The organism is Pseudomonas sp. B21-009, from assembly GCF_024749345.1.
Classification (GTDB): Bacteria; Pseudomonadota; Gammaproteobacteria; order Pseudomonadales; family Pseudomonadaceae; genus Aquipseudomonas.
The window spans coordinates 5345452-5364952 of record NZ_CP087199.1 but is presented as its reverse complement, the minus strand read 5'-3'; the positions used below and the strand labels follow the sequence as shown (position 1 = coordinate 5364952).

General features: G+C 61.5%; 17 protein-coding genes. 3 read left to right on the top strand and 14 right to left on the bottom strand.

Features of this window, described 5'->3' with window-relative positions; translation table 11 throughout:
• Positions 1–31: 31 nt before the first annotated feature.
• Together dnaG and rpsU are read right to left on the bottom strand one after the other, a co-directional pair.
• Positions 32–2002 carry a DNA primase gene (dnaG, locus tag LOY34_RS24865; protein WP_093378936.1) on the bottom strand — a complete coding sequence of 657 codons (1971 nt, stop codon included), beginning with the start codon at positions 2000–2002 and terminating at the stop codon, positions 32–34.
• A gap of 304 nt (positions 2003–2306) precedes the next feature.
• A complete protein-coding gene (rpsU, locus tag LOY34_RS24860) occupies positions 2307–2522 on the bottom strand; it encodes a 30S ribosomal protein S21 (RefSeq protein WP_002551877.1) in 216 nt (71 codons plus the stop codon).
• Between the two features lie 201 nt (positions 2523–2723).
• On the opposite strand from rpsU, the gene tsaD reads away from it, so the two are divergent.
• The gene (gene tsaD, locus LOY34_RS24855; protein WP_038998431.1) at positions 2724–3749 is read left to right on the top strand and encodes a tRNA (adenosine(37)-N6)-threonylcarbamoyltransferase complex transferase subunit TsaD; all 1026 of its coding nucleotides are present in this window, start codon (positions 2724–2726) and stop codon (positions 3747–3749) included.
• A gap of 26 nt (positions 3750–3775) precedes the next feature.
• On the opposite strand, the gene plsY is transcribed toward tsaD, so the two are convergent.
• The gene (gene plsY, locus LOY34_RS24850) at positions 3776–4345 is read right to left on the bottom strand and encodes a glycerol-3-phosphate 1-O-acyltransferase PlsY (protein ID WP_045199269.1); all 570 of its coding nucleotides are present in this window, start codon (positions 4343–4345) and stop codon (positions 3776–3778) included.
• Between the two features lie 74 nt (positions 4346–4419).
• Here plsY and folB point away from each other — a divergent pair, with 74 nt between their 5' ends.
• Both folB and folK read left to right on the top strand, forming a co-directional pair.
• Positions 4420–4773, top strand: coding sequence for a dihydroneopterin aldolase (gene folB, locus LOY34_RS24845; protein ID WP_045199271.1), 354 nt, complete (start codon positions 4420–4422; stop codon positions 4771–4773).
• Entirely contained in the window at positions 4764–5273 is a 510-nt protein-coding gene (folK, locus tag LOY34_RS24840; RefSeq protein ID WP_258664072.1) for a 2-amino-4-hydroxy-6-hydroxymethyldihydropteridine diphosphokinase, read from the top strand. The genes folB and folK overlap by 10 nt, the downstream gene beginning before the upstream one ends.
• 63 nt (positions 5274–5336) lie before the next feature.
• On the opposite strand, the gene LOY34_RS24835 is transcribed toward folK, so the two are convergent.
• From LOY34_RS24835 to LOY34_RS24785, 11 genes are all read right to left on the bottom strand, one after another.
• On the bottom strand, positions 5337–6566 hold the full coding sequence (locus tag LOY34_RS24835) for a multifunctional CCA addition/repair protein (RefSeq protein ID WP_195885156.1): 1230 nt from the start codon (positions 6564–6566) through the stop codon (positions 5337–5339).
• A gap of 55 nt (positions 6567–6621) precedes the next feature.
• A complete protein-coding gene (locus LOY34_RS24830) occupies positions 6622–8184 on the bottom strand; it encodes a SpoVR family protein (protein WP_045199277.1) in 1563 nt (520 codons plus the stop codon).
• On the bottom strand, positions 8181–9452 hold the full coding sequence (locus LOY34_RS24825) for a YeaH/YhbH family protein (protein ID WP_045199279.1): 1272 nt from the start codon (positions 9450–9452) through the stop codon (positions 8181–8183). Before LOY34_RS24825 ends, LOY34_RS24830 begins: the two co-directional genes overlap by 4 nt.
• Positions 9453–9586: 134 nt before the next feature.
• The gene (locus LOY34_RS24820) at positions 9587–11509 is read right to left on the bottom strand and encodes a PrkA family serine protein kinase (protein ID WP_010221441.1); all 1923 of its coding nucleotides are present in this window, start codon (positions 11507–11509) and stop codon (positions 9587–9589) included.
• A 281-nt stretch (positions 11510–11790) separates the two neighbouring features.
• Positions 11791–12120: a thiosulfate sulfurtransferase GlpE gene (gene glpE / locus LOY34_RS24815; RefSeq protein WP_195885155.1), complete on the bottom strand. Its 330-nt coding sequence runs from the start codon at positions 12118–12120 to the stop codon at positions 11791–11793.
• A 14-nt stretch (positions 12121–12134) separates the two neighbouring features.
• Entirely contained in the window at positions 12135–13010 is an 876-nt protein-coding gene (locus tag LOY34_RS24810) for a symmetrical bis(5'-nucleosyl)-tetraphosphatase (RefSeq protein WP_045199283.1), read from the bottom strand.
• Entirely contained in the window at positions 13010–13390 is a 381-nt protein-coding gene (apaG, locus tag LOY34_RS24805) for a Co2+/Mg2+ efflux protein ApaG (RefSeq protein WP_045199285.1), read from the bottom strand. The genes LOY34_RS24810 and apaG overlap by 1 nt, the downstream gene beginning before the upstream one ends.
• Before the next feature lie 104 nt (positions 13391–13494).
• The gene (rsmA, locus tag LOY34_RS24800; protein ID WP_045199287.1) at positions 13495–14301 is read right to left on the bottom strand and encodes a 16S rRNA (adenine(1518)-N(6)/adenine(1519)-N(6))-dimethyltransferase RsmA; all 807 of its coding nucleotides are present in this window, start codon (positions 14299–14301) and stop codon (positions 13495–13497) included.
• A complete protein-coding gene (pdxA, locus tag LOY34_RS24795) occupies positions 14298–15287 on the bottom strand; it encodes a 4-hydroxythreonine-4-phosphate dehydrogenase PdxA (protein WP_045199289.1) in 990 nt (329 codons plus the stop codon). Before pdxA ends, rsmA begins: the two co-directional genes overlap by 4 nt.
• Complete coding sequence (locus tag LOY34_RS24790; RefSeq protein ID WP_045199291.1) at positions 15284–16603, bottom strand: peptidylprolyl isomerase; 1320 nt, start codon at positions 16601–16603, stop codon at positions 15284–15286. Before LOY34_RS24790 ends, pdxA begins: the two co-directional genes overlap by 4 nt.
• On the bottom strand, positions 16584–19421 hold the full coding sequence (locus LOY34_RS24785; RefSeq protein ID WP_258664071.1) for an LPS-assembly protein LptD: 2838 nt from the start codon (positions 19419–19421) through the stop codon (positions 16584–16586). Before LOY34_RS24785 ends, LOY34_RS24790 begins: the two co-directional genes overlap by 20 nt.
• Positions 19422–19501: the final 80 nt, after the last annotated feature.

The following is a 19501-nucleotide window of genomic DNA, read 5'->3' as shown; positions in this document are numbered from 1 at the left end:
ACAAGCCGAGGATTATACCCGAGCTAGGACCTCACGCGCCAGTTGAGGTCGGGGTTTGTGCGGGAACATTACGGCTTAACAGGTCGCGCAGCTGATTTTTTTCCTCTGCGCTCAAGTCACTTTGACGTGCTTTCCTGAGCAGATGTTCCAGGCTGCGCTCGCGTTGGCGAGCGGACAAGCTAGTTATGGTGTCGAAAAACTGTTGTTCAAGGTTATCGGCATCGATCAGCCATTCCTTTTCTGCCAATGCCCTTAGCAGGCGGCCCTGTTCGGTGCCATGCCAGCGGGCGATCAGCTGTAGTGAGCGTAGCTCAGGATTCTTTTGCAACGCCTCGAGCAGGGCTACCAGCAGTTGGGCATAGACGTGTTCTTCGGCCGCCAGCTGGCTGGCATCTTCGACCTTTTTCGCCAGTTGCGGGTGATGCAGCAAGGTGCGCAGGGCGCTCAAGGTCGGCGGTTCTACCGAGGTCGGCACCCGTGGTGGCGCATCCTGGCGCTGGCCATTGCGCTCCCAGGGCTTGCCCTTCTTGTCCCAGGGTTTGCCGTCCCACTTTTTCTTGCCGCCCTTGTTCGGTGTCCACTGCTGTTGTGGCGCGGCGTACTCGGGCTGGTGAAAATCAGCGTAATCCGGTGTGTAGTCGGGAATCGCGTCGTAATCGATGCCCGGGTCGTAACTGGGTGGAGCTTCAGCCGGTGCAGTGTGCGCCAGTTGTTCGACCTGCTGGTTGTCCAGGCCGGTAATTTCCTTGAGGCGGTTGCGCATCAAGGCGCGAAGATTCGCCCCAGGCACTTTTTCGATCAACGGTGCAGCGAGGGTGGCCATGTGTGCCTTGCCCTCGAGCGAGCGCGGGTCAGCTTCCTCGGTCAACTGCTGGAAAAAATAATCGGCCAGCGGCTGCGCATGCTGATTGATGCGCGCGCGGAAGGCATCAGTGCCTTCGGCGCGTACCAGGGTGTCGGGGTCTTCGCCTTCGGGCAAAAACAGAAAGCGCGCCTTGCGCCCGTCCTGCAGGCTCGAAAGCGTAGCTTCCAGGGCGCGCCAGGCAGCATTGCGGCCGGCCTGGTCGCCGTCAAAACAGAACAGCACGCTCGGCACCACGCGAAACAGACGCTTGAGGTGCTCTTCGCTGGTGGCCGTGCCCAGGGTTGCCACCGCGTTGCGCAAGCCTTGCTGCGCGAGGGCGATGACGTCCATGTAGCCTTCGACCACGATGATCTCGTCGAGGTTGCGGTTGAACTTGCGCGCCTCGTACAGCCCGTACAGCTCCTGGCCTTTGTGGAACACCGGGGTTTCCGGGGAGTTGAGGTACTTGGGCTTGTCGTCGCCCAGAACCCGGCCGCCGAAGGCGATGACCCGGCCACGGCTGTCGCGGATCGGAAACATCACCCGGTCACGGAAGCGGTCGTAGCGCTTGCCGGACTCGGCGTTCTCGATCAGCAGGCCGGCATCGATCATGGCCTTTTGCTGCAAGGTATCGCTGCTCAAGTGTTTGAACAGGTTGTCCCAGCCGGGCGGGGCAAAGCCCAGGCCGAAGTCGCGGGCGATCTCGCCGGACAGGCCGCGGCCCTTGAGGTAGTCGACCGCGGATTTGCGCGTCGGATGGCTGCGCAGCGCCTGGCGATAAAATTCGGCGGCGGCTTCAAGCAGCGGGTACAGCGGTGAATCGACTGGTTGCCGGGGTTTGTGACCACGCCCGCTTTCTTCGCGGGGGATCTCCATGCCGGCGGCCTTGGCCAGTTCCTCGACGGCCTGGGGGAAATCCAGGTTGTCGTGGTCCATGATGAAGCCAAGGGCGTTGCCGCCCGCGCCGCAGCCGAAGCAGTAATAGAACTGTTTGTCGGGGCTGACGCTGAAGGACGGGGTCTTTTCCTTGTGGAACGGGCAGCAGGCCGTGAGGTTCTTGCCAGCTTTTTTCAGCTGCACGCGCGAACTCACCACATCGACGATGTCGGTACGGTTGAGCAGGTCGTCGATAAAACTCTGGGGAATCAGCCCGGCCATGGCACTCTCATCATCAGGCGATAAGCAAGTGTAATCGCTAATGCGGCGGGAACGGCTGCGCGTTCGAGCGATGTCGAATGGCGTAACACAAAATACGGAAAGACGTGCTCGTCTGCAGCCGGTGAAGGCTCGTCAGGAAGGACGCGCACAGCTGGCGTTGCGGCCAGTTCTGACGATTCAGGCAGGTTGTCCATGCTGCAGGGCAACAGGACGCCTTGGGCCCGAAGGCCAAAGGATCAAACAACAACTGCCGGCAGCCCGGCTGTGGGCCGGGCGAGGCAGAAGCTTGCGACGGACGTCTGTATTAGTACAGACGAACGGCGCGGCGCTGTTCGCGCTGAACTTTCTTGGCGTGACGTTTAACAGCGGCTGCTGCTTTGCGCTTACGCTCAGAAGTCGGCTTCTCGTAAAATTCGCGGCTACGAACTTCAGCCAGAACACCGGCTTTTTCGCAGGAGCGCTTGAAACGACGCAGAGCTACGTCGAAGGGTTCATTCTCTTTAACTTTGACGGCTGGCATCCAGAGCTACCTTCATTCATTACCGGGGTCAACGAACTCGTGGCAAAAATGTGCGCTGGAGAACGTCGGTTTTTAAGGGTTGCGGATGTTAACCCTTAGCCGACCGGAATGCAAAGCCTCTGATCGAAAACCGCTGGTCGGCGTCGGGAGCGGGGACTATCATGCGCGCCTTCGAATTCAGCCTCAACAAGGCACGGACCCATGCTAGTACTGGGATTGGAAACATCCTGCGACGAAACCGGCGTCGCATTATACGACAGTGAACGCGGCCTTTTGGCCGATGCATTGTTCAGTCAGATCGACCTGCACCGCGTCTATGGCGGGGTGGTGCCGGAGCTGGCCTCGCGTGATCACGTCAAGCGCATGCTGCCGTTGATCCGCCAGGTGCTGGCCGAAGCCGACTGCGTCGCCACCGAGATCGACGCCATCGCCTATACCGCAGGCCCCGGCCTGGTCGGCGCACTCCTGGTGGGCGCTTCCTGCGCCCAGGCCCTGGCCTTTGCCTGGGGGATTCCGGCGCTTGGCGTGCATCACATGGAAGGTCACCTGCTGGCGCCGATGCTCGAAGAGCAGCCACCCGAGTTCCCGTTCGTCGCCTTGCTGGTGTCGGGCGGGCATACCCAGTTGGTGCGCGTCGACGGTATCGGTCAGTACGAGTTGCTCGGCGAGACCCTCGATGACGCCGCCGGCGAAGCCTTCGACAAGACCGCCAAGCTGATCGGCCTGCCGTACCCGGGTGGCCCGGAGATCGCTCGCCTGGCAACCCAGGGCGTGCCCGGGCGCTTTGTCTTCCCGCGGCCGATGACCGACCGCCCGGGGCTGGATTTCAGCTTCAGCGGCCTGAAAACCTTTGCCCTCAATACCTGGCAGCAGTGCCAGAGTGCTGGGGACGACGGTGAGCAAACCCGTTGCGACGTGTCGCTGGCCTTCCAGCAGGCGGTGGTGGAGACTTTGACCATCAAGTGCAAGCGAGCCCTCAAGCAGACCGGCCTCAAGCGCCTGGTGATCGCTGGCGGCGTCAGTGCCAACAAGGCCTTGCGCGCTTCGCTGGAAGACATGCTGGCTGGCATCAAGGGTAATGTGTACTACGCCCGGCCGCAGTTTTGCACCGATAACGGCGCCATGATTGCCTACGCCGGCTGCCAGCGTCTGGCCGCCGGGCAGCAGGAAAGCCTGGCGATCAGCGTGCAGGCGCGCTGGCCAATGGAGCAACTGGCGCCGCTGTGAAGCTGAGCGTTGCTCATGCGCTGGATTCAGAAATGCCGTTCGCGTCCGGCGAAAAGGTCGCGTAGATTGCCGCGGTGACGCCAGACAATCAGCACGGTCAGCACGCTGATTGGCAGCAACGCTTCCGGCTCGCGCCAGGCCAGTAGTGGCAGGGTCAGTGGCGTTGCCACCAGCGCCGCCAGCGAGCTGGTACGGGTCAGGTAGAAGGTCAGCAGCCAGGCGCTGATGGCCAGCAAGGCGGCTGGCGGGTAAAGCCCCAGCAGCATGCCGGCGGCGGTGGCGACACCTTTGCCGCCGCGAAAGCGGAAGTACACCGGAAACAGATGGCCAATCACCGCGCACACGCCGATCCAGGCCTGTTGCTGCAGGTCGAGGCCAGCAAGATTGGCGACCAGCACGGGCAGCAGGCCCTTGCACAGGTCGCCAAGCAGGGTCAGGACCGCCAGTTTGCGGCCGGCCAGGCGCAGCATGTTGGTTGCACCGGCATTGCCTGAACCGCTCATGCGCGGGTCCGGGCTGCCATTGAGGCGGCTGAGGACGATGGCAAAGGACAGAGAGCCAAGCAGGTAGGCGCACAGCGCCAGTAACCAAAACATGCTAACCATTCCGGGCGAGGACGCCCTGATTCTAACGGCGCAACGCGCCCTTGTCGTGCTGTGGAGAGAAGTGCTTGGACAGAGTGTTCATCGAGGGGCTGGAAGTCGATACCGTGATCGGCGCCTATGACTGGGAGCGCGGAATCCGCCAGTGCCTGCGCCTGGACCTGAGCTTTGCCTGGGATAACCGCCCGGCCGCTGCCGGAGACGACCTGACCAAGGCCCTGGACTACGCCAGCGTGTCGGCGCGCATCCAGGCGTTTGCCGAGCAGTCCGAGTTCCAGTTGGTGGAAACCTTCGCCGAGCGCCTGGCGGCGGTGCTGATGAGTGAGTTCCAGATTCCCTGGTTGCGCCTGAAACTGACCAAGCCTGGCGCGGTACCGGCCGCCACTGGGGTCGGCGTGGAGATCGAGCGCGGATGTCTCTGAACAGGGTTTACCTCGGGCTGGGCAGCAATATCGAGCGCGAGCGGCACTTGACCGCCGGGCTCGATGCCCTGGCCGAAATGCTCACTGACATGCACTGTTCGGCGGTGTTCGAAAGCCAGGCGGTGGGCATCAAGAGCGGGCCGTTCTTCAATCTGGTGGTCAGCGGTTTGACCGAGCTGCCGCTGATGGAACTGGATCGCCGGCTCAAGCTCATCGAGGCCGACAATGGCCGCTACGCCCCCGAGCGCAAAGGTCTGCCGCTGGATATCGACGTGCTGATGTACAACGACCTGCATGGCAGTTTCGACGGGCTGGTATTGCCGCGGGCAGAGATTCTCAAGAACGCATTCGTGTTGTGGCCGCTGGCGTTGATTGCGCCAGCGCTTAAGCACCCGGGTGCCGGCAAAACCATGAGCCAGCTGTGGGCCGAGGCGCAAATCGAGCAAGTGCTGGCGCCGGTGCCGTTCGAGTGGCGTGGGCAGCAGTTGACCGGTCTTTAGCTTCGATCGCGGGGCAAGCCCGCTCCCACAGGATTGTAGGAGCGGGCTTGCCCCGCGATAGGTTCAGCGCTCGCTGCTGTCCTTGTACGCCTTCAACGCCTTCAGCCGCTCGCCCTTGAGCGCCTCGCCCAGCGCCTGCCCGGTCAGCCCTCGTTGCACCAGCGGTTGCACCTGCACTGCACGCGCCGCCGCCGCTGCGCCGCGCAGGTAATCAGCCTGTGGATAATCACGTTGCTCCAGGCCCTTGCGGCCCCGGGCGTCCATCTCGCAGGCGACGATAAACTCCTCGAAACGCTGCGGCCGGCGGTACACATCGAAGCTTTGCAGTAGCTCCAGCAAGGTCGAGGCGCGCAGTTCCAGTGCCCGGTGGCAGTGGGTGTGATATTCCCCGACCAGCAAGGCCAGTTCCTGGCATTCACGGGGCGCCTTGAAGCGCTGGTTCACCGCCTTGATCAACTTCAGCCCGCGTTGCTCGTGAGCGATGTGCCGTGGCCATTCTTCCTCTGGGGTAAGGCCCTTGCCCAGGTCGTGCAGCAAACAGGCCCAGCGCACGCTCAGGGGCTGCTGGTGCAGGGCGGCTTGCTCTAGCACCGAGAGGGTATGGATGCCGCTGTCGATCTCTGGGTGATGGGCCTCAGGCTGCGGCACACCGAACAGCGCATCGAGCTCGGGCATCAGTTGCTTGAGGGCGCCGCAATCGCGCAATACCTGGATGAATACCTGGGGTTGGTCCTCCATCAGCGCCCGGGCGATTTCCTTCCAGCTGCGCTCGGCGGTCAGGGCTTGCAGTTCGCCTGAATCTCCCAGTTCGCGCATCAGCTCGATGGTTTCCGGGGCCACGCTAAAGCCCATGCCGGCATAGCGCGCGGCAAAGCGGGCGACGCGCAGCACGCGCAAGGGATCTTCGGCGAATGCCGGGGAAACATGGCGCAAAATTCGGGCTTCTAGGTCTTTCTGGCCGTTATACGGGTCGCAGATATTACCCTGGTCGTCCTCGGCCATGGCATTGATGGTCAGGTCGCGGCGGATCAGGTCCTGCTCGAGGGTAACCTCGGGGCTGGCGTGGAAGGTGAAGCCGCCATAGCCGCGTCCGCTCTTGCGCTCGGTGCGCGCCAAGGCGTATTCCTCACCGCTTTTGGGGTGCAGGAACACTGGGAAATCCGCCCCGACCGGGCGATAGCCCAGGGCTTGCATTTGTTCCGCCGTGGCGCCGACCACGACCCAGTCGATATCACTGACCGGCCTGCCGAGCAGGCGGTCGCGTACGGCGCCGCCGACTTTGTAGATCTGCATGTAGAACCTCCGTTGATGCCACAGGATAACCTGTCTGGCAGCAACGGAGGGCGTGCTAGAGGTGCACTACCGCCAGGTCCAGGCGACCATAGTCAGCTTCGCCGTGCTCGCCTTTGGGCGGCACATGGTGGGTTTTCATCACCTGCTCGCCCTGCAGGGTCTCCAGGTGGATGTCAAAGCCCCAGAGGCGGTGCAGGTGCTTGAGAACCTCCTCGGTTGAGTCGCCCAGGGGTTTGCGGTCGTGTTGCTGGTGGCGCAGCGTCAGCGAGCGGTCGCCGCGACGGTCGATGCTCCAGATCTGCACGTTGGGTTCACGGTTGCCGAGGTTGTACTGGGCGGCCAGGGTCTCGCGGATGATCCGGTAGCCACTTTCGTCGTGGATGGCCGGTACCAGCAGGTCTTCGCGCTGATCGTCATCGAGGATGCTGAACAGCTTTAGGTCGCGGATTACCGTCGGCGACAGGTACTGGAGAATGAAGCTTTCGTCCTTGAAGCTGCTCATGGCGAACTTGATGGTCGACAGCCAGTCACTGCCGGCGATGTCGGGGAACCAGCGGCGGTCCTCTTCGGTAGGGTGTTCGCACATGCGGCGGATGTCGCGGTACATCGCAAAGCCCAGGGCATAAGGGTTGATGCCGCTGTAGTAGGGGCTGTCGAAGCCGGGCTGGAACACCACGCTGGTGTGCGACTGCAGGAACTCCATCATGAAGCCTTCGGTCACCAGGCCTTCGTCATACAGGTCGTTCATCAGGGTGTAGTGCCAGAAGGTTGCCCAGCCTTCGTTCATCACCTGGGTCTGGCGCTGCGGGTAGAAGTACTGGGCGATCTTGCGCACGATACGCACGATTTCACGCTGCCAGGGTTCGAGCAGCGGCGCGTGTTTCTCGATGAAGTAGAGGATGTTCTCCTGGGGTTCGGCCGGGAAGCGCGCGTTGTCGCGGTCGCTGTTCTTGTCGGCGCCCTTGGGAATGGTGCGCCACAGGTCGTTGATCTGTTTTTGCAGGTGCTCTTCGCGTTCCTTCTGCCGGCGCCGCTCTTCTTCAGCGGAGATCGGGTAGGGCCGCTTGTAGCGGTCGACACCGTAGTTCATCAGCGCGTGGCAGGAGTCGAGCAGGTCTTCGACGGCATCGATGCCATGGCGTTCTTCGCACTGGGTGATGTACTGCTTGGCAAACACCAGGTAGTCGATGATCGAGCTGGCGTCGGTCCAGGTGCGGAACAGGTAGTTGCCCTTGAAGAAGCTGTTGTGCCCGTAGCAGGCGTGGGCAACCACCAGGGCCTGCATGCAGATGGTGTTTTCTTCCATCAGGTAGGCGATGCAGGGGTCGGAGTTGATCACGATCTCGTAGGCCAGGCCCATTTGACCCCGGCTATAGGACTTTTCAGTGCTGAGAAAGTGTTTGCCGTAGGACCAGTGGTGATAGCCCAGCGGCATGCCGACGGAGGCGTAGGCGTCCATCATTTGCTCGGCAGTGATCACCTCGATCTGGTTGGGGTAGGTGTCCAGGGCGTAGCGCTCGGCCAGGCGGCTGATTTCCCGGTCATAGGCCTGGATCAGTTCGAATGTCCATTCGGACCCGGTAGAAATAGGGTGGCGCTTCTGCTCTCTAGCGGTCATGTCACTAACCTGCGCTGGAAGAGTTCACGGAAGACCGGATAGATATCGCCGGCCGACACCAGCTGCTGCTGGGCGAACGTATCGGCAAAGGCTTCGCCGATACGCTCATACTCGTACCACAATGCCTGATGTTCGCGAGGGGTGATCTCAACGTAAGTGTAGTACTGGACGAACGGCATGATCTGCTTGGTAAGAATCTCGCGGCAGATCGGCGAGTCGTCGTTCCAGTTGTCGCCGTCTGAAGCCTGGGCGGCGTAGATGTTCCATTCATTGGCCGGATAGCGCTCGGCCATGATCTCCTGCATCAGCTTCAGGGCGCTGGAGACGATGGTGCCGCCGGTTTCCCGAGAGTAGAAAAACTCCTCTTCGTCTACTTCGCGGGCGCTGGTGTGGTGGCGGATGAACACGACTTCGATCTTGTCGTAGTTGCGCTTGAGGAACAGGTACAAAAGGATGAAGAAGCGCTTGGCAATGTCCTTGGTGGCCTGGGTCATGGAGCCGGAAACGTCCATCAGGCAGAACATCACCGCCTTGGAGCTGGGGTTGGGTTGCTTGACCAGCAGGTTGTACTTGAGGTCGAAGGTGTCGAGGAACGGCACGCGGTGGATGCGCGCGCTCAATCGCTCGATTTCCGCTTCGATTTCCTGAATATCGCCGAAATTGTCCGGTTCTTCGCGCTTCAGGCGCGCCAGTTCTTCCTGCGCCTCACGCAGTTTTGCCCGGCTGCTGCCGGACAGGGCGATACGCCGGGCATGGGCTGAACGCAGGGTGCGGATGATGTTGATGCGTGACGGGTTGCCTTCGTTGCTGATACCGGCGCGCACTGTCTTGAAGGTGTCGGTGCCGGTCAGGTGACGTTTGACCAGGTTGGGCAGCTCGAGGTCTTCGAACATGAACTCGAGGAATTCTTCCTGGGTAATCTGGAAGACGAACTCGTCCATGCCTTCGCCAGAGTTGCCGGCCTTGCCGCGGCCGCCGCCCCCGCCGCCCCCTTGCGGACGGGCGATATGCTCGCCCGCGGTGAATTCCTTGTTGCCAGGGTGCACCACGGTCTGCTTGCCGCCGCGGCCATGGTGCAGCACCGGCTCGTCGATGTCGCGACCGGGAATGCTGATCTGCTCGCCATGCTCCATATCGGTGATGGAGCGGCGGCTCACGGCCTCCTCGACGGCCTTCTTGATATGGTCACGGTAACGCCGCAAAAAGCGCTGGCGGTTGACCGTGCTCTTGTTCTTGCCGTTCAGGCGTCGGTCGATCACATAGCTCATAGGCCCCTCCGGGAGTAGGCGGTAGCTGCAAGCTGTAAGCTTCAAGCTTCAAGTTGGATCACCGCTGCCCCCGCAAGCCGACACGTATTTGACCTACGTGCGCGACTTGCAGCTGACAGCTTGCAGCTTGGCGCTTATTGCGATTTTCTGACTCGCAGGTACCATTCCGAGAGCAGCCGAACTTGCTTGTCTGTGTAACCGCGTTCCACCATTCGGGTGACGAAGTCGTTGTGCTTTTGTTGATCCTCTTTGCTGGCCTTGGCGTTGAAGCTGATGACCGGCAGCAGGTCCTCGGTGTTGGAGAACATTTTCTTCTCGATCACCACCCGCAGTTTTTCGTAGCTGAGCCAGGTCGGGTTCTTGCCGTTGTTGTTGGCCCGGGCGCGCAACACGAAGTTGACGATTTCGTTGCGGAAATCCTTCGGATTGCTGATGCCGGCCGGCTTCTCGATCTTCTCCAGCTCTTCGTTGAGGGCGATGCGGTTGAGGATCTCGCCGGTTTCCGGGTCGCGATACTCCTGGTCCTGAATCCAGAAGTCGGCATACAACACGTAACGGTCGAAGATGTTTTGCCCGTACTCGCTGTAGGACTCCAGGTAAGCGGTCTGGATTTCCTTGCCGATGAACTCGATGTAGCGCGGTGCCAGGTACTCTTTGAGGTAGCGCAGGTAGCGTTCGCGCACTTCGGCCGGGAACTGTTCCTGTTCGATTTGCTGCTCCAGCACATACAGCAGGTGCACCGGGTTGGCGGCAATTTCGTGAGGGTCGAAGTTGAACACCTTGGAGAGGATCTTGAAGGCGAAGCGGGTCGACAGGCCGTTCATGCCTTCGTCCACTCCAGCGGCGTCGCGGTACTCCTGGATCGACTTGGCCTTGGGATCGGTGTCCTTGAGGTTTTCGCCGTCGTACACCCGCATTTTCGAGTAGATGTTCGAGTTTTCCGGCTCTTTGAGCCGTGACAGCACGGTGAACTGGGCGAGCATCTTCAGGGTGTCTGGCGCGCAATGGGCCTTGGCCAGCGAGCTGTTGAACAGCAGCTTGTCGTAGATCTTGATCTCGTCGCTGACCCGCAGGCAGTACGGCACTTTGACGATGTAGATACGGTCGATGAAGGCTTCGTTGTTCTTGTTGTTGCGGAAACTGTGCCATTCCGATTCGTTGGAGTGGGCCAGCAGGATCCCGGAGTAGGGGATCGCCCCAAGGCCTTCGGTACTGTTGTAGTTACCTTCCTGGGTTGCCGTGAGCAGCGGGTGCAGAACCTTGATTGGCGCCTTGAACATCTCGACGAATTCCATCAGGCCCTGGTTGGCTCGGCACAGTGCGCCCGAGTAGCTGTAGGCGTCGGCGTCGTTCTGCGGATATTCCTCGAGTTTGCGGATGTCGACCTTGCCGACCAGGGCGGAAATGTCCTGGTTGTTTTCATCACCCGGTTCGGTTTTGGCCACGGCAATCTGGTTGAGGATCGACGGGTAGAGTTTGACCACTTTGAACTGGCTGATGTCGCCCCCGAACTCGGCCAGTCGCTTGGTCGCCCAGGGCGACATGATGGTGTTCAGGTAGCGTCGTGGAATGCCGAAATCTTCTTCGAGAATGGCGCCGTCTTCAGCGGCGTTGAACAGCCCCAGGGGCGATTCGAATACCGGCGAGCCCTTGATGGCATAGAAGGGCACCTTCTCCATCAATTGTTTGAGCTTTTCGGCCAGGGACGATTTACCACCGCCCACCGGGCCCAGCAGGTAAAGGATCTGTTTCTTCTCTTCCAGGCCTTGGGCGGCATGGCGGAAATACGACACGATCTGGTCGATGCACTCTTCCATGCCATGGAAGTCTTCAAAGGCCGGATAACGGCGGATCACCTTGTTGGAGAAGATGCGCGACAGCCTTGAGTTGTTCGAGGTGTCGACCAGTTCCGGCTCGCCGATAGCCATCAACAGGCGTTCGGCCGCCGACGCATACGCGCTGCGATCGCTTTTGCAGAGCTCAAGGTACTCTTGCAGCGAAAGTTCTTCCTGACGGGTGGACTCGAAACGTTGTTGGAAGTGGCTAAAAATACTCATGACGTCACCTCGCTCGATACGTGGAGCCGACGCCGGATCAGTCAGCTGATGCTGGCATGCAATCGACACCGCCGATTGCTGTATACCCCCCAGAACACCTAGAACTCGCTACCGATGACCCGCACGCCGGTGTACCGGCTCTCCCCTTTTTGGATGGCCTGCGCTTAAGGATAGTTCGTTATCGGGGAGTTCAAGGGCGGTTGTACATGAAGTTCGCCATGACCGTTCGTCTGGCCAGGCGCGAGCCCGCACAGGACGCGGGCTGCGAGAGATGAAAAAAATTATTCGGCAGTGCCTTGGGCGGTTTCTGCAGGGTAGGTGCCACGCCACAGCTCGAAGCCGCCGTCGAGGCTGTAGACGTCGGAAAAGCCCTGGCTGATCAGGTAGGCGGCAGCGCTCTGGCTGGAGTTACCGTGATAGCAGACCACTACGGTGGGGGCATCGAGATCGGCATTGCGGATGAAGTCCGCTACCGAGTGATTGTCCAGGTGGCTTGCGCCGGTAATGTGGCCGGCGGCAAAGGCTTGCGGGTCGCGAATATCGACCACGACCGCACCTTGCTCGCGCAGCGCCTGGGCCTGCTCGGGAGGGATGCGTTTGAATTCGCTCATGGGTACGGTTTCCTTCAGGACTGGTCGTTCATTCTAGCCGGTTGTGCGGACGCAGGCTGCGTGCGCGGGGTGCCTTGCTCGGTGCATTCACAGCGCTGCAATGCGCCGGTATCGACGTTGTACAGGGTCATCGCGCCACCCCAGACGCAGCCGGTGTCCAGGGCGATCACCCCGGGCTCCTTGCAGCGCCCTTCAAGGGCGGCCCAATGGCCGAAGATGATCTTCACATGCCGTGAGCGGCGGCCCTTGTGGGCGAACCAGGGCTTGTAGCCGGGCGGGGCGGTGTCGGCGCCTTCCTTGCCCTTGAGGTCGAGCTTGCCTTCGCTGGTGCAAAAGCGCATGCGGGTGAAGTAGTTGGTGATCACCCGCAGGCGGGTGACGCCGCTCAGGTCCTTGCTCCACTTGTTCGGCTCGTTGCCGTACATGCCATCGAGGTAGGGCTTGAAGCGATTGTCGTCGCGCAGCGCTTCCTCAACTTCGCCTGCCAGCTCCAGGGCCTTGCCCAGGGTCCACTGCGGCGGGATGCCGGCGTGCACCAGCACTACGCCGCGCTGCTCGTCGTAATGCAGCAGCTTTTGCCGGCGCAGCCAGTCGAGCAGTTCGCCAGCATCTGGCGCATCGAGAATTTCGCGCAGGGTGTCGCTTTTTTTCAGGCGCTCGATGTTGTGCCAGGCGGCCAGCAGGTGCAGGTCATGGTTGCCCAGTACGCACACCAGCGATTCGCGGATGGAATAAAGGAAGCGCAAGGTTTCCAGCGATTCCGGGCCGCGGTTGACCAGGTCACCGACCAGCCACAGGCGGTCGACCTTTGGATCGAATCTCACCCGTTCGAGCAGACACTTGAGCGGCTGCAGGCAGCCTTGCAGGTCTCCGACTGCGTATACCGCCATCAGTGCAGGGCTCCGGGGACGGCGAGGCGGAAGGGGGCAATGACGGCGTCGAAACGCTTACCGTCCTCGGCAAACATCTGATAGCTGCCCTGCATGGTGCCGACTTTGGTGCTGATGACCGCGCCGCTGCTGTAGGTGTGGCTTTGCCCGGGTTCAATGGCCGGTTGCTGGCCGATCACACCGGCGCCCTTGACCTCTTCGACATGGCCATCACCGTTGGTGATCAGCCAGTGTCGTGACATCAGCTTGGCGGTCACAGAGCCATTGTTCTTCACCGTAATGGTATAGGCGAAGGCGAAACGGTCGTTTTCGGGGTCGGATTGTTCTTTGAGAAAGCGGGTCACGACGCTGACGTCGATCTGGTAACGGGGATCAGACATGCAAGGGGCCTTGGCAACAGACGCGGATACGGCGATGGCGTCAGTCTAGGCTATCGGCGGGGTAGCCGGCCAGTCATGCGGGCATGACTGGCCTATGGCGCAGGTTACGCGGCGCCCTGTTGCTCGGCCAGCTTGTCGGCCAGGCGCACGAAGGCGGCGAGGTCCAGTTGCTCGGGGCGCAGGCTGCCATCGACGCCGGCAGCTTCAATGGCGTCGCTGCTGAGCAGGGCCTTGAGGGTGTTGCGCAGGGTTTTGCGGCGCTGGTTGAAGGCTTCGCGAACGATGCGTTCGAGCAGGCGATGGTCCTTGGCCGGGAACGGCAGGGTTTCGTGTGGCACCAGGCGCACGATCGCTGAATCGACCTTGGGCGGCGGGTTGAACGCGCCGGGACCGACGTTGAACAGGTGTTCGACCCGGCAGTGGTACTGCACCATGATCGACAGACGGCCCCAGTCACCACCGCCAGGGCCTGCGGCCAGGCGCTCGACCACTTCCTTCTGCAGCATGAAATGCATGTCGCGGATCAGCTCGGCGTTGGCCAGCAGGTGGAAGATCAGTGGCGTCGAGATGTTATACGGCAAGTTGCCGACCACGCGCAGGCTGTGGGGGGCAGCGCCGAGGGTGGTGAAGTCGAACTTCAGTGCATCGCCCTGGTGCAGGCGAAAGTTGTCGCGGTTAGCGAACTGCTGGTTGAGGATCGGTACCAGGTCTTTGTCCAGCTCGACCACGTCCAGCTGCGCGCCGCTGGCCAGCAGGCCGGAGGTCAGGGCGCCCTGGCCCGGGCCGATTTCCAGCATGCGCTCGCCGGCCTTGGCGTGGATCGAGCGCAGGATGCGGTCGATGACCCCGGCGTCGTGCAGGAAGTTCTGGCCAAAGCGCTTGCGCGCCTTGTGTTGGTATTGCTCGGTCATTTTCGGGTCTCGGCCATCTGGTAGGCGGTTTCCAGGGCGACCTGCAGGCTGCCGGTGTCGATCTTGCCGCTGCCGGCCAGGTCCAGGGCGGTGCCGTGGTCGACCGAGGTGCGGATGATCGGCAGGCCCAGGGTCACGTTGACCGCAGCGCCGAAGCCTTTGTACTTGAGCACGGGCAGGCCCTGGTCGTGGTACATCGCCAGCACTGCATCGCAGTGCTCCAGATATTTGGGGGTAAACAGGGTGTCGGCGGGCAACGGGCCGCGAAGGTCCATGCCTTCGCTGCGCAGGCGCGCCAATGTCGGTTCGATGGTGTCTATTTCTTCGTGGCCCAGGTGGCCACCCTCACCGGCATGCGGGTTGAGGCCGCAGACCAGGATGCGCGGGTTGGCTATGCCGAACTTGTGTTGCAGGTCAGCATGCAGGATCCGCGTGACGCGCTCCAGGCGCTCGCTGGTGATGGCATCGGCAACCTCGCGCAGCGGCAGGTGCGTGGTCACCAGGGCCACGCGCAGGCCGCGGGTCGCCAGCATCATCACCACTTGCGCGGTGTTGGTCAGGTCGGCGAGAAACTCGGTGTGCCCGGAAAAGGCGATACCGCTTTCGTTGATCACGCCCTTGTGCACCGGTGCGGTGATCATCCCGGCGAAATGCCCGTCCAGGCAGCCTTGCCCGGCGCGGGTGAGGGTTTGCAGGACGAATGCGGCGTTGGCTTTGTCCAGCTGGCCGGCAACCACCGGGTTTTGCAGCGGCGTGTCCCAGACATACAGGCTGCCTGCCGGAGCGGGCTGGTCGGGGAGGGCGTCGAGGCTCACCGGCAGCAGCGTGACGGCCACGCCCAGCTGCGTGGCCCGCTCGGCGAGCAGGTCACGGCTGGTAATGGCAATCAGGGGGTGCGGCTGGGCTTGCGTGGCGAGCAGCAGGCACAGGTCAGGACCTATGCCGGCCGGCTCGCCGGGTGTGAGGGCGAAGCGCTGCGGTTTCACTGCGCGGCCTGATCGGCGCCAGGAAGCTTGATTTCGACGTAGGCTTCGTCACGGATCTGACGCAGCCAGGTCTGCAGTTCTTCATCGTACTTGCGGTTGCGCAGTACGTTCATCGCTTGTTGCTCGCGGGCCTGTTCGGTGCTGTCGGTGGCGCGGCGGCCCAGCACTTCGAGCACGTGCCAGCCATACTGGGTCTTGAATGGCTTGGTCACCTGGCCCTGTTGGGCGTTGGCCATTTCTTCGCGGAACTCTGGCACCAGGGCGCTTGGATCGATCCAGTTGAGGTCGCCGCCATTGAGTGCCGAGCCAGGGTCTTCGGAGAAGCTCTTGGCCAGCGTGGCGAAATCTTCACCATTCTGGATACGGTCATAGAGCCGTTGTGCCAGTTCCTTGGTCGCCGCTTCGCTGCGAATCTCGCTTGGCTTGATCAGGATGTGGCGGACATGCACTTCGTCGCGCATGGTGGCACCACCGCCGCCGCGTTTTTCCTGCATCTTGATGATGAGGAAACCGGTAGGAATACGCAGTGGCTGAGTCACGTCACCAACGCTCAGGCTGCTGAGCAGCTTGGCGAGCTCTGGGGGCAACTGGCCGGCTTTACGCCAGCCCATTTCGCCGCCTTCCAGGGCGTTCTCGCTGGCGGAGCTGGCGATTGCCATCTGGCCGAAGTCGGCACCGCTTTTCAGGCGCGAGTAGACCTCACCAGCCTTTTGCGCGGCCGCCTGGATCTGCGCCGAGTTGGCGCTTTCCGGGGTCGGGATCAGGATATTGGCCAGGCGCCATTCTTCCGACAATTGCATCTGGCCTTGCTCCGAGGCGAGGAAGTTTTTCACTTCCTGCTCCGAGACCTGGATGCGCTCGGCAACCCGGCGCTGACGCACGCGGCTGATGATCATCTCGCGTCGAACCTGCTCGCGGGCATCTTCGTACGACAGGCCGTCGTGGGCCAAAGCGGCGCGGAACTGCTCCAGGTTCATGCCATTGCGCTGGGCAATGGTGCCGATGGCCTGGTTCAGTTCTTCGTCGGTGATGCGGATGCCCGAGCGATCGCCGATCTGCAGTTGCAGGTTCTCGACGATCAGGCGCTCGAGCACCTGTTGGTCCAGGACACCGGCGGGCGGCACCTGGCCGCCACGCTTGGCGATGGTCTGCTGGACTTCGCGTACGCGGCTGTCCAGCTGGCTTTTCATCACCACGTCGTTGTCGACGATGGCCACAACGCTGTCCAGGGGTTGCACGGCGGCGTGCGCCGTGCCGGTCAGCAATACCGCGCCCAGCAACAGCGGGCGCAGACAATCAGTAAGCTTGGTCTTCACGAGTACGATAACCTTGAATGCCCTGGTCGAGGAACGACTCGACCTTGTTGCCCACTACGCCGCCGAGGCCTTTCAGCACAATCTGCAGGAAGACGCCGTGGTCGCCTTTTTCGTTTTGCGGAACTGCCTGGCTGAAATCGTCGTAATCGATCCAGTAACGGTTGATCAGACGCAGCTTCCAGCAGCAGTTGTCATATTCGAAACCACCGAAGGCTTCCAGCGTGCGGTTGCGGTTGTAGTCATGCTGCCAGCGTGCAATCGCGGTCCACTGTGGAACGATCGGCCACATGACCGAGAAGTCATGCTGCTGGATCTTGTAGTAGTCCTTGATGTAGTTCGCATCACCCGGCTGGCCATAGTCGCCACCACCTACCTGCCAGCGACCAGTGGCGCTGTTGTAGATGACCATGTCGTTGCGGTAGCGGTAACCGAGGTTGACCACCTTGTTGACGTTGTCTTCAGGCTGGTAATGGAACATCGCGCTGCCCGAACGGGTGCTGCGGCTGTCTGGATCCCAGTTGAAATCGGAATTGAAGCGCCAGTCGCGGTTGAAGCGGTATTCGTATTCCAGTGCGTACGGGGAAACGTCCGACTGTGCGTCTTGGCGGTCCTTGTAGGCAATACCAGGCAGCTGAACCTTGCGGTCCTTGAAGTACAGGGCCTGGCCAACGCTAAGGCGCTGACGTTCAAAACCGTTCTCTTCGATCCAGCGGTTGGTCACGCCCAGCGACAGTTTGTTCTCGTCGCCGATACGGTCGTTGCCGCTGAAACGGTTGTCGCGAAACAGCGAGGCGTAGTTGAAGGTGTACTCGCTGGTGTCGAAGACCGGGATGTCCATCTGGTTCTTGTACGGGACGTACAGGTAGTACAGACGTGGTTCCAGGGTCTGGGTGTAGTTCTTGCCGAACCACTGGGTGCTGCGGTCGAAGTACAGGCCGCTGTCGACGCTGACGATCGGAACATCGCGATCCTGCGAAGAGTTGAACCGGCCGAATTCGCGCGGCTGGCCTGGCGCCTGGGCCTTGCCCTGACTGTCGAGGTCAAGGTCGTAGTGGGTGTAGGCGTACTTGAGCGATGGCCGTACATAGCCATAGCTTGCTTCCATCGGCAGGCTGATGGTCGGCGCCAGGTGCAGGCGAGTACCGTTGGCTCGGGCCAGGCCGGTGATGTTTTCGTCTAACCTTTTACCACCGATAATGTTTCCGAACGAGTCCCGAACGAAGCCGTTGGATGGGTCCGGATTACCATCTTTGTCGAAAACGAGGTCGTTCTTCAGATCACGCTCGAAGCGTACAGCCTCGGATTCGTAGGTGAAGTTCATGCCGCCCGGGTGGTAAGGCAGCATGCCGTTGAAAGTGACCTGCGGCAGGCGGTCATACGGGGTGATCTGCGAAATGGTCGCCAGCTCGAAAGCCTGCACGTTCAGCCGCGCGGTGTAGGTATCGCCGCGATAGGTCAACGCACCTTGCTGATTGACGAAGTCCCGGCTTTCGACACCGATCTGATCCGATTCCAGGTCCTGGAAGTAGAACGGGTCGCTGAAGTCGGTGTAGTCGACTTCAGTCATCAGGCGCTCGTCGAGGCCGCCCTTGTGCTGCCAGTTGACCATCCAGCGCTGGTCTTTGTAGTCCGTCTGCAGCTTGCGGTCATCATCCTTGTCATTCAGGTAAGCACCACCGAACTGCCCTTCGCTGGACTTGGTCAGGTAGCGGAACTCACCCTCCATCAACATGCCGCGCTTGGCCATGTAGCGTGGATACAAGGTGGCGTCGTAGTTCGGCGCCAAGTTGAAGTAGTACGGCGTGACCAGCATGAAGCCGGTATCGCTGCTGGTGCTGAACGACGGCGGCAGGAAACCGGACTGGCGGCGGTCATCGATCGGGAAGTAGATGTACGGTGTGTAGAACACCGGGAAATCCTTGACCCGCAGGGTGACGTTGGTCGCGGTACCGAAGCCGGTGGCCGGGTTCAGGGTAATGTTGTTGCCCTTGAGCTGCCAGGCGTTGCTGTTCGGCTCACAGGTGGTGTAAGTACCGTCCTTGAGGCGGATGATGGCGTTTTCAGCACGCTTGGCGTACAGGGCGCTGCCGCGGATGCGCGATTTGTGCATCACGTATTCGGCGTTATCGACCTTGGCTTCACCGGTGTCGAGCTGGATGTCGGCGTGATCGCCGACCACCAGCGAACCGTTGTCGCGAATCTTCACATTGCCGCTCAGCTCACCACGGTTCTCGGCCTGGTACAGGTTGGCCTCGTCGGCCTCGACCTGCATGCTGCCCTGGCGCATGACCACGTCACCGGCGAGGGTGGCGATCTGCTGCTCCTGCTGGTAGCGCGAAACCTTGGCACCGATGAAGGTCGGCGACTCGTCTTTGGGCGTGGTGTCGGTCATGCCCGGACGGGTCGGCTCGATGTAGGCACCGGCGCAGTAAGGCCCGGTTTCGGCGAGCTGGGCTGGGGTGAGCTGGTCACGAGGGACCCAATCCAGGTGGCTGGCATCGGGGCTACGGGATTTCAGCACGCGGCCTTTGGCTTCGGTGACCAGCACCGGACCTTGAGCCTGCTCCTGAGCGACCTCGCCGGAGCCGGCTGGCGTTTCACCGGACGAGCTGGCGGCCGCCCCGGCGTGCACCGGGCGCGGCGGCAGTGCGGCGGCAGGGGTTTTGGGCTTGCAGTCCCAGCCTCCGGCAGCAGACACTTGGCAGTCGAACTGCTCTGCGGCAACCACGTATGGGGTGGCCAGAGGTTGCATCGCCAGCAAACCGCCGGTGACCAGCAACGGGAATTTTTTACGAAACGCGGGGGATTTCAATGCCATCTTATTAGTCCGGGCTTCCTGCGTGCCATCTGCCCGCGTGTGGGGCCGCACGCCTCTCGATGGTCTGAAAAAGATGCTGG

What these genes read in the sequence shown, in the direction of transcription:
- dnaG (WP_093378936.1), bottom strand. Translation starts at nt 2,002, where the DNA reads ATGGCCGGGCTGATTCCCCAGAGTTTTATCGACGACCTGCTCAACCGT.
- rpsU (WP_002551877.1), bottom strand. Translation starts at nt 2,522, where the DNA reads ATGCCAGCCGTCAAAGTTAAAGAGAATGAACCCTTCGACGTAGCTCTG.
- tsaD (WP_038998431.1), top strand. Translation starts at nt 2,724, where the DNA reads ATGCTAGTACTGGGATTGGAAACATCCTGCGACGAAACCGGCGTCGCA.
- plsY (WP_045199269.1), bottom strand. Translation starts at nt 4,345, where the DNA reads ATGTTTTGGTTACTGGCGCTGTGCGCCTACCTGCTTGGCTCTCTGTCC.
- folK (WP_258664072.1), top strand. Translation starts at nt 4,764, where the DNA reads ATGTCTCTGAACAGGGTTTACCTCGGGCTGGGCAGCAATATCGAGCGC.
- LOY34_RS24835 (WP_195885156.1), bottom strand. Translation starts at nt 6,566, where the DNA reads ATGCAGATCTACAAAGTCGGCGGCGCCGTACGCGACCGCCTGCTCGGC.
- LOY34_RS24830 (WP_045199277.1), bottom strand. Translation starts at nt 8,184, where the DNA reads ATGACCGCTAGAGAGCAGAAGCGCCACCCTATTTCTACCGGGTCCGAA.
- LOY34_RS24825 (WP_045199279.1), bottom strand. Translation starts at nt 9,452, where the DNA reads ATGAGCTATGTGATCGACCGACGCCTGAACGGCAAGAACAAGAGCACG.
- LOY34_RS24820 (WP_010221441.1), bottom strand. Translation starts at nt 11,509, where the DNA reads ATGAGTATTTTTAGCCACTTCCAACAACGTTTCGAGTCCACCCGTCAG.
- glpE (WP_195885155.1), bottom strand. Translation starts at nt 12,120, where the DNA reads ATGAGCGAATTCAAACGCATCCCTCCCGAGCAGGCCCAGGCGCTGCGC.
- LOY34_RS24810 (WP_045199283.1), bottom strand. Translation starts at nt 13,010, where the DNA reads ATGGCGGTATACGCAGTCGGAGACCTGCAAGGCTGCCTGCAGCCGCTC.
- apaG (WP_045199285.1), bottom strand. Translation starts at nt 13,390, where the DNA reads ATGTCTGATCCCCGTTACCAGATCGACGTCAGCGTCGTGACCCGCTTT.
- rsmA (WP_045199287.1), bottom strand. Translation starts at nt 14,301, where the DNA reads ATGACCGAGCAATACCAACACAAGGCGCGCAAGCGCTTTGGCCAGAAC.
- LOY34_RS24785 (WP_258664071.1), bottom strand. Translation starts at nt 19,421, where the DNA reads ATGGCATTGAAATCCCCCGCGTTTCGTAAAAAATTCCCGTTGCTGGTC.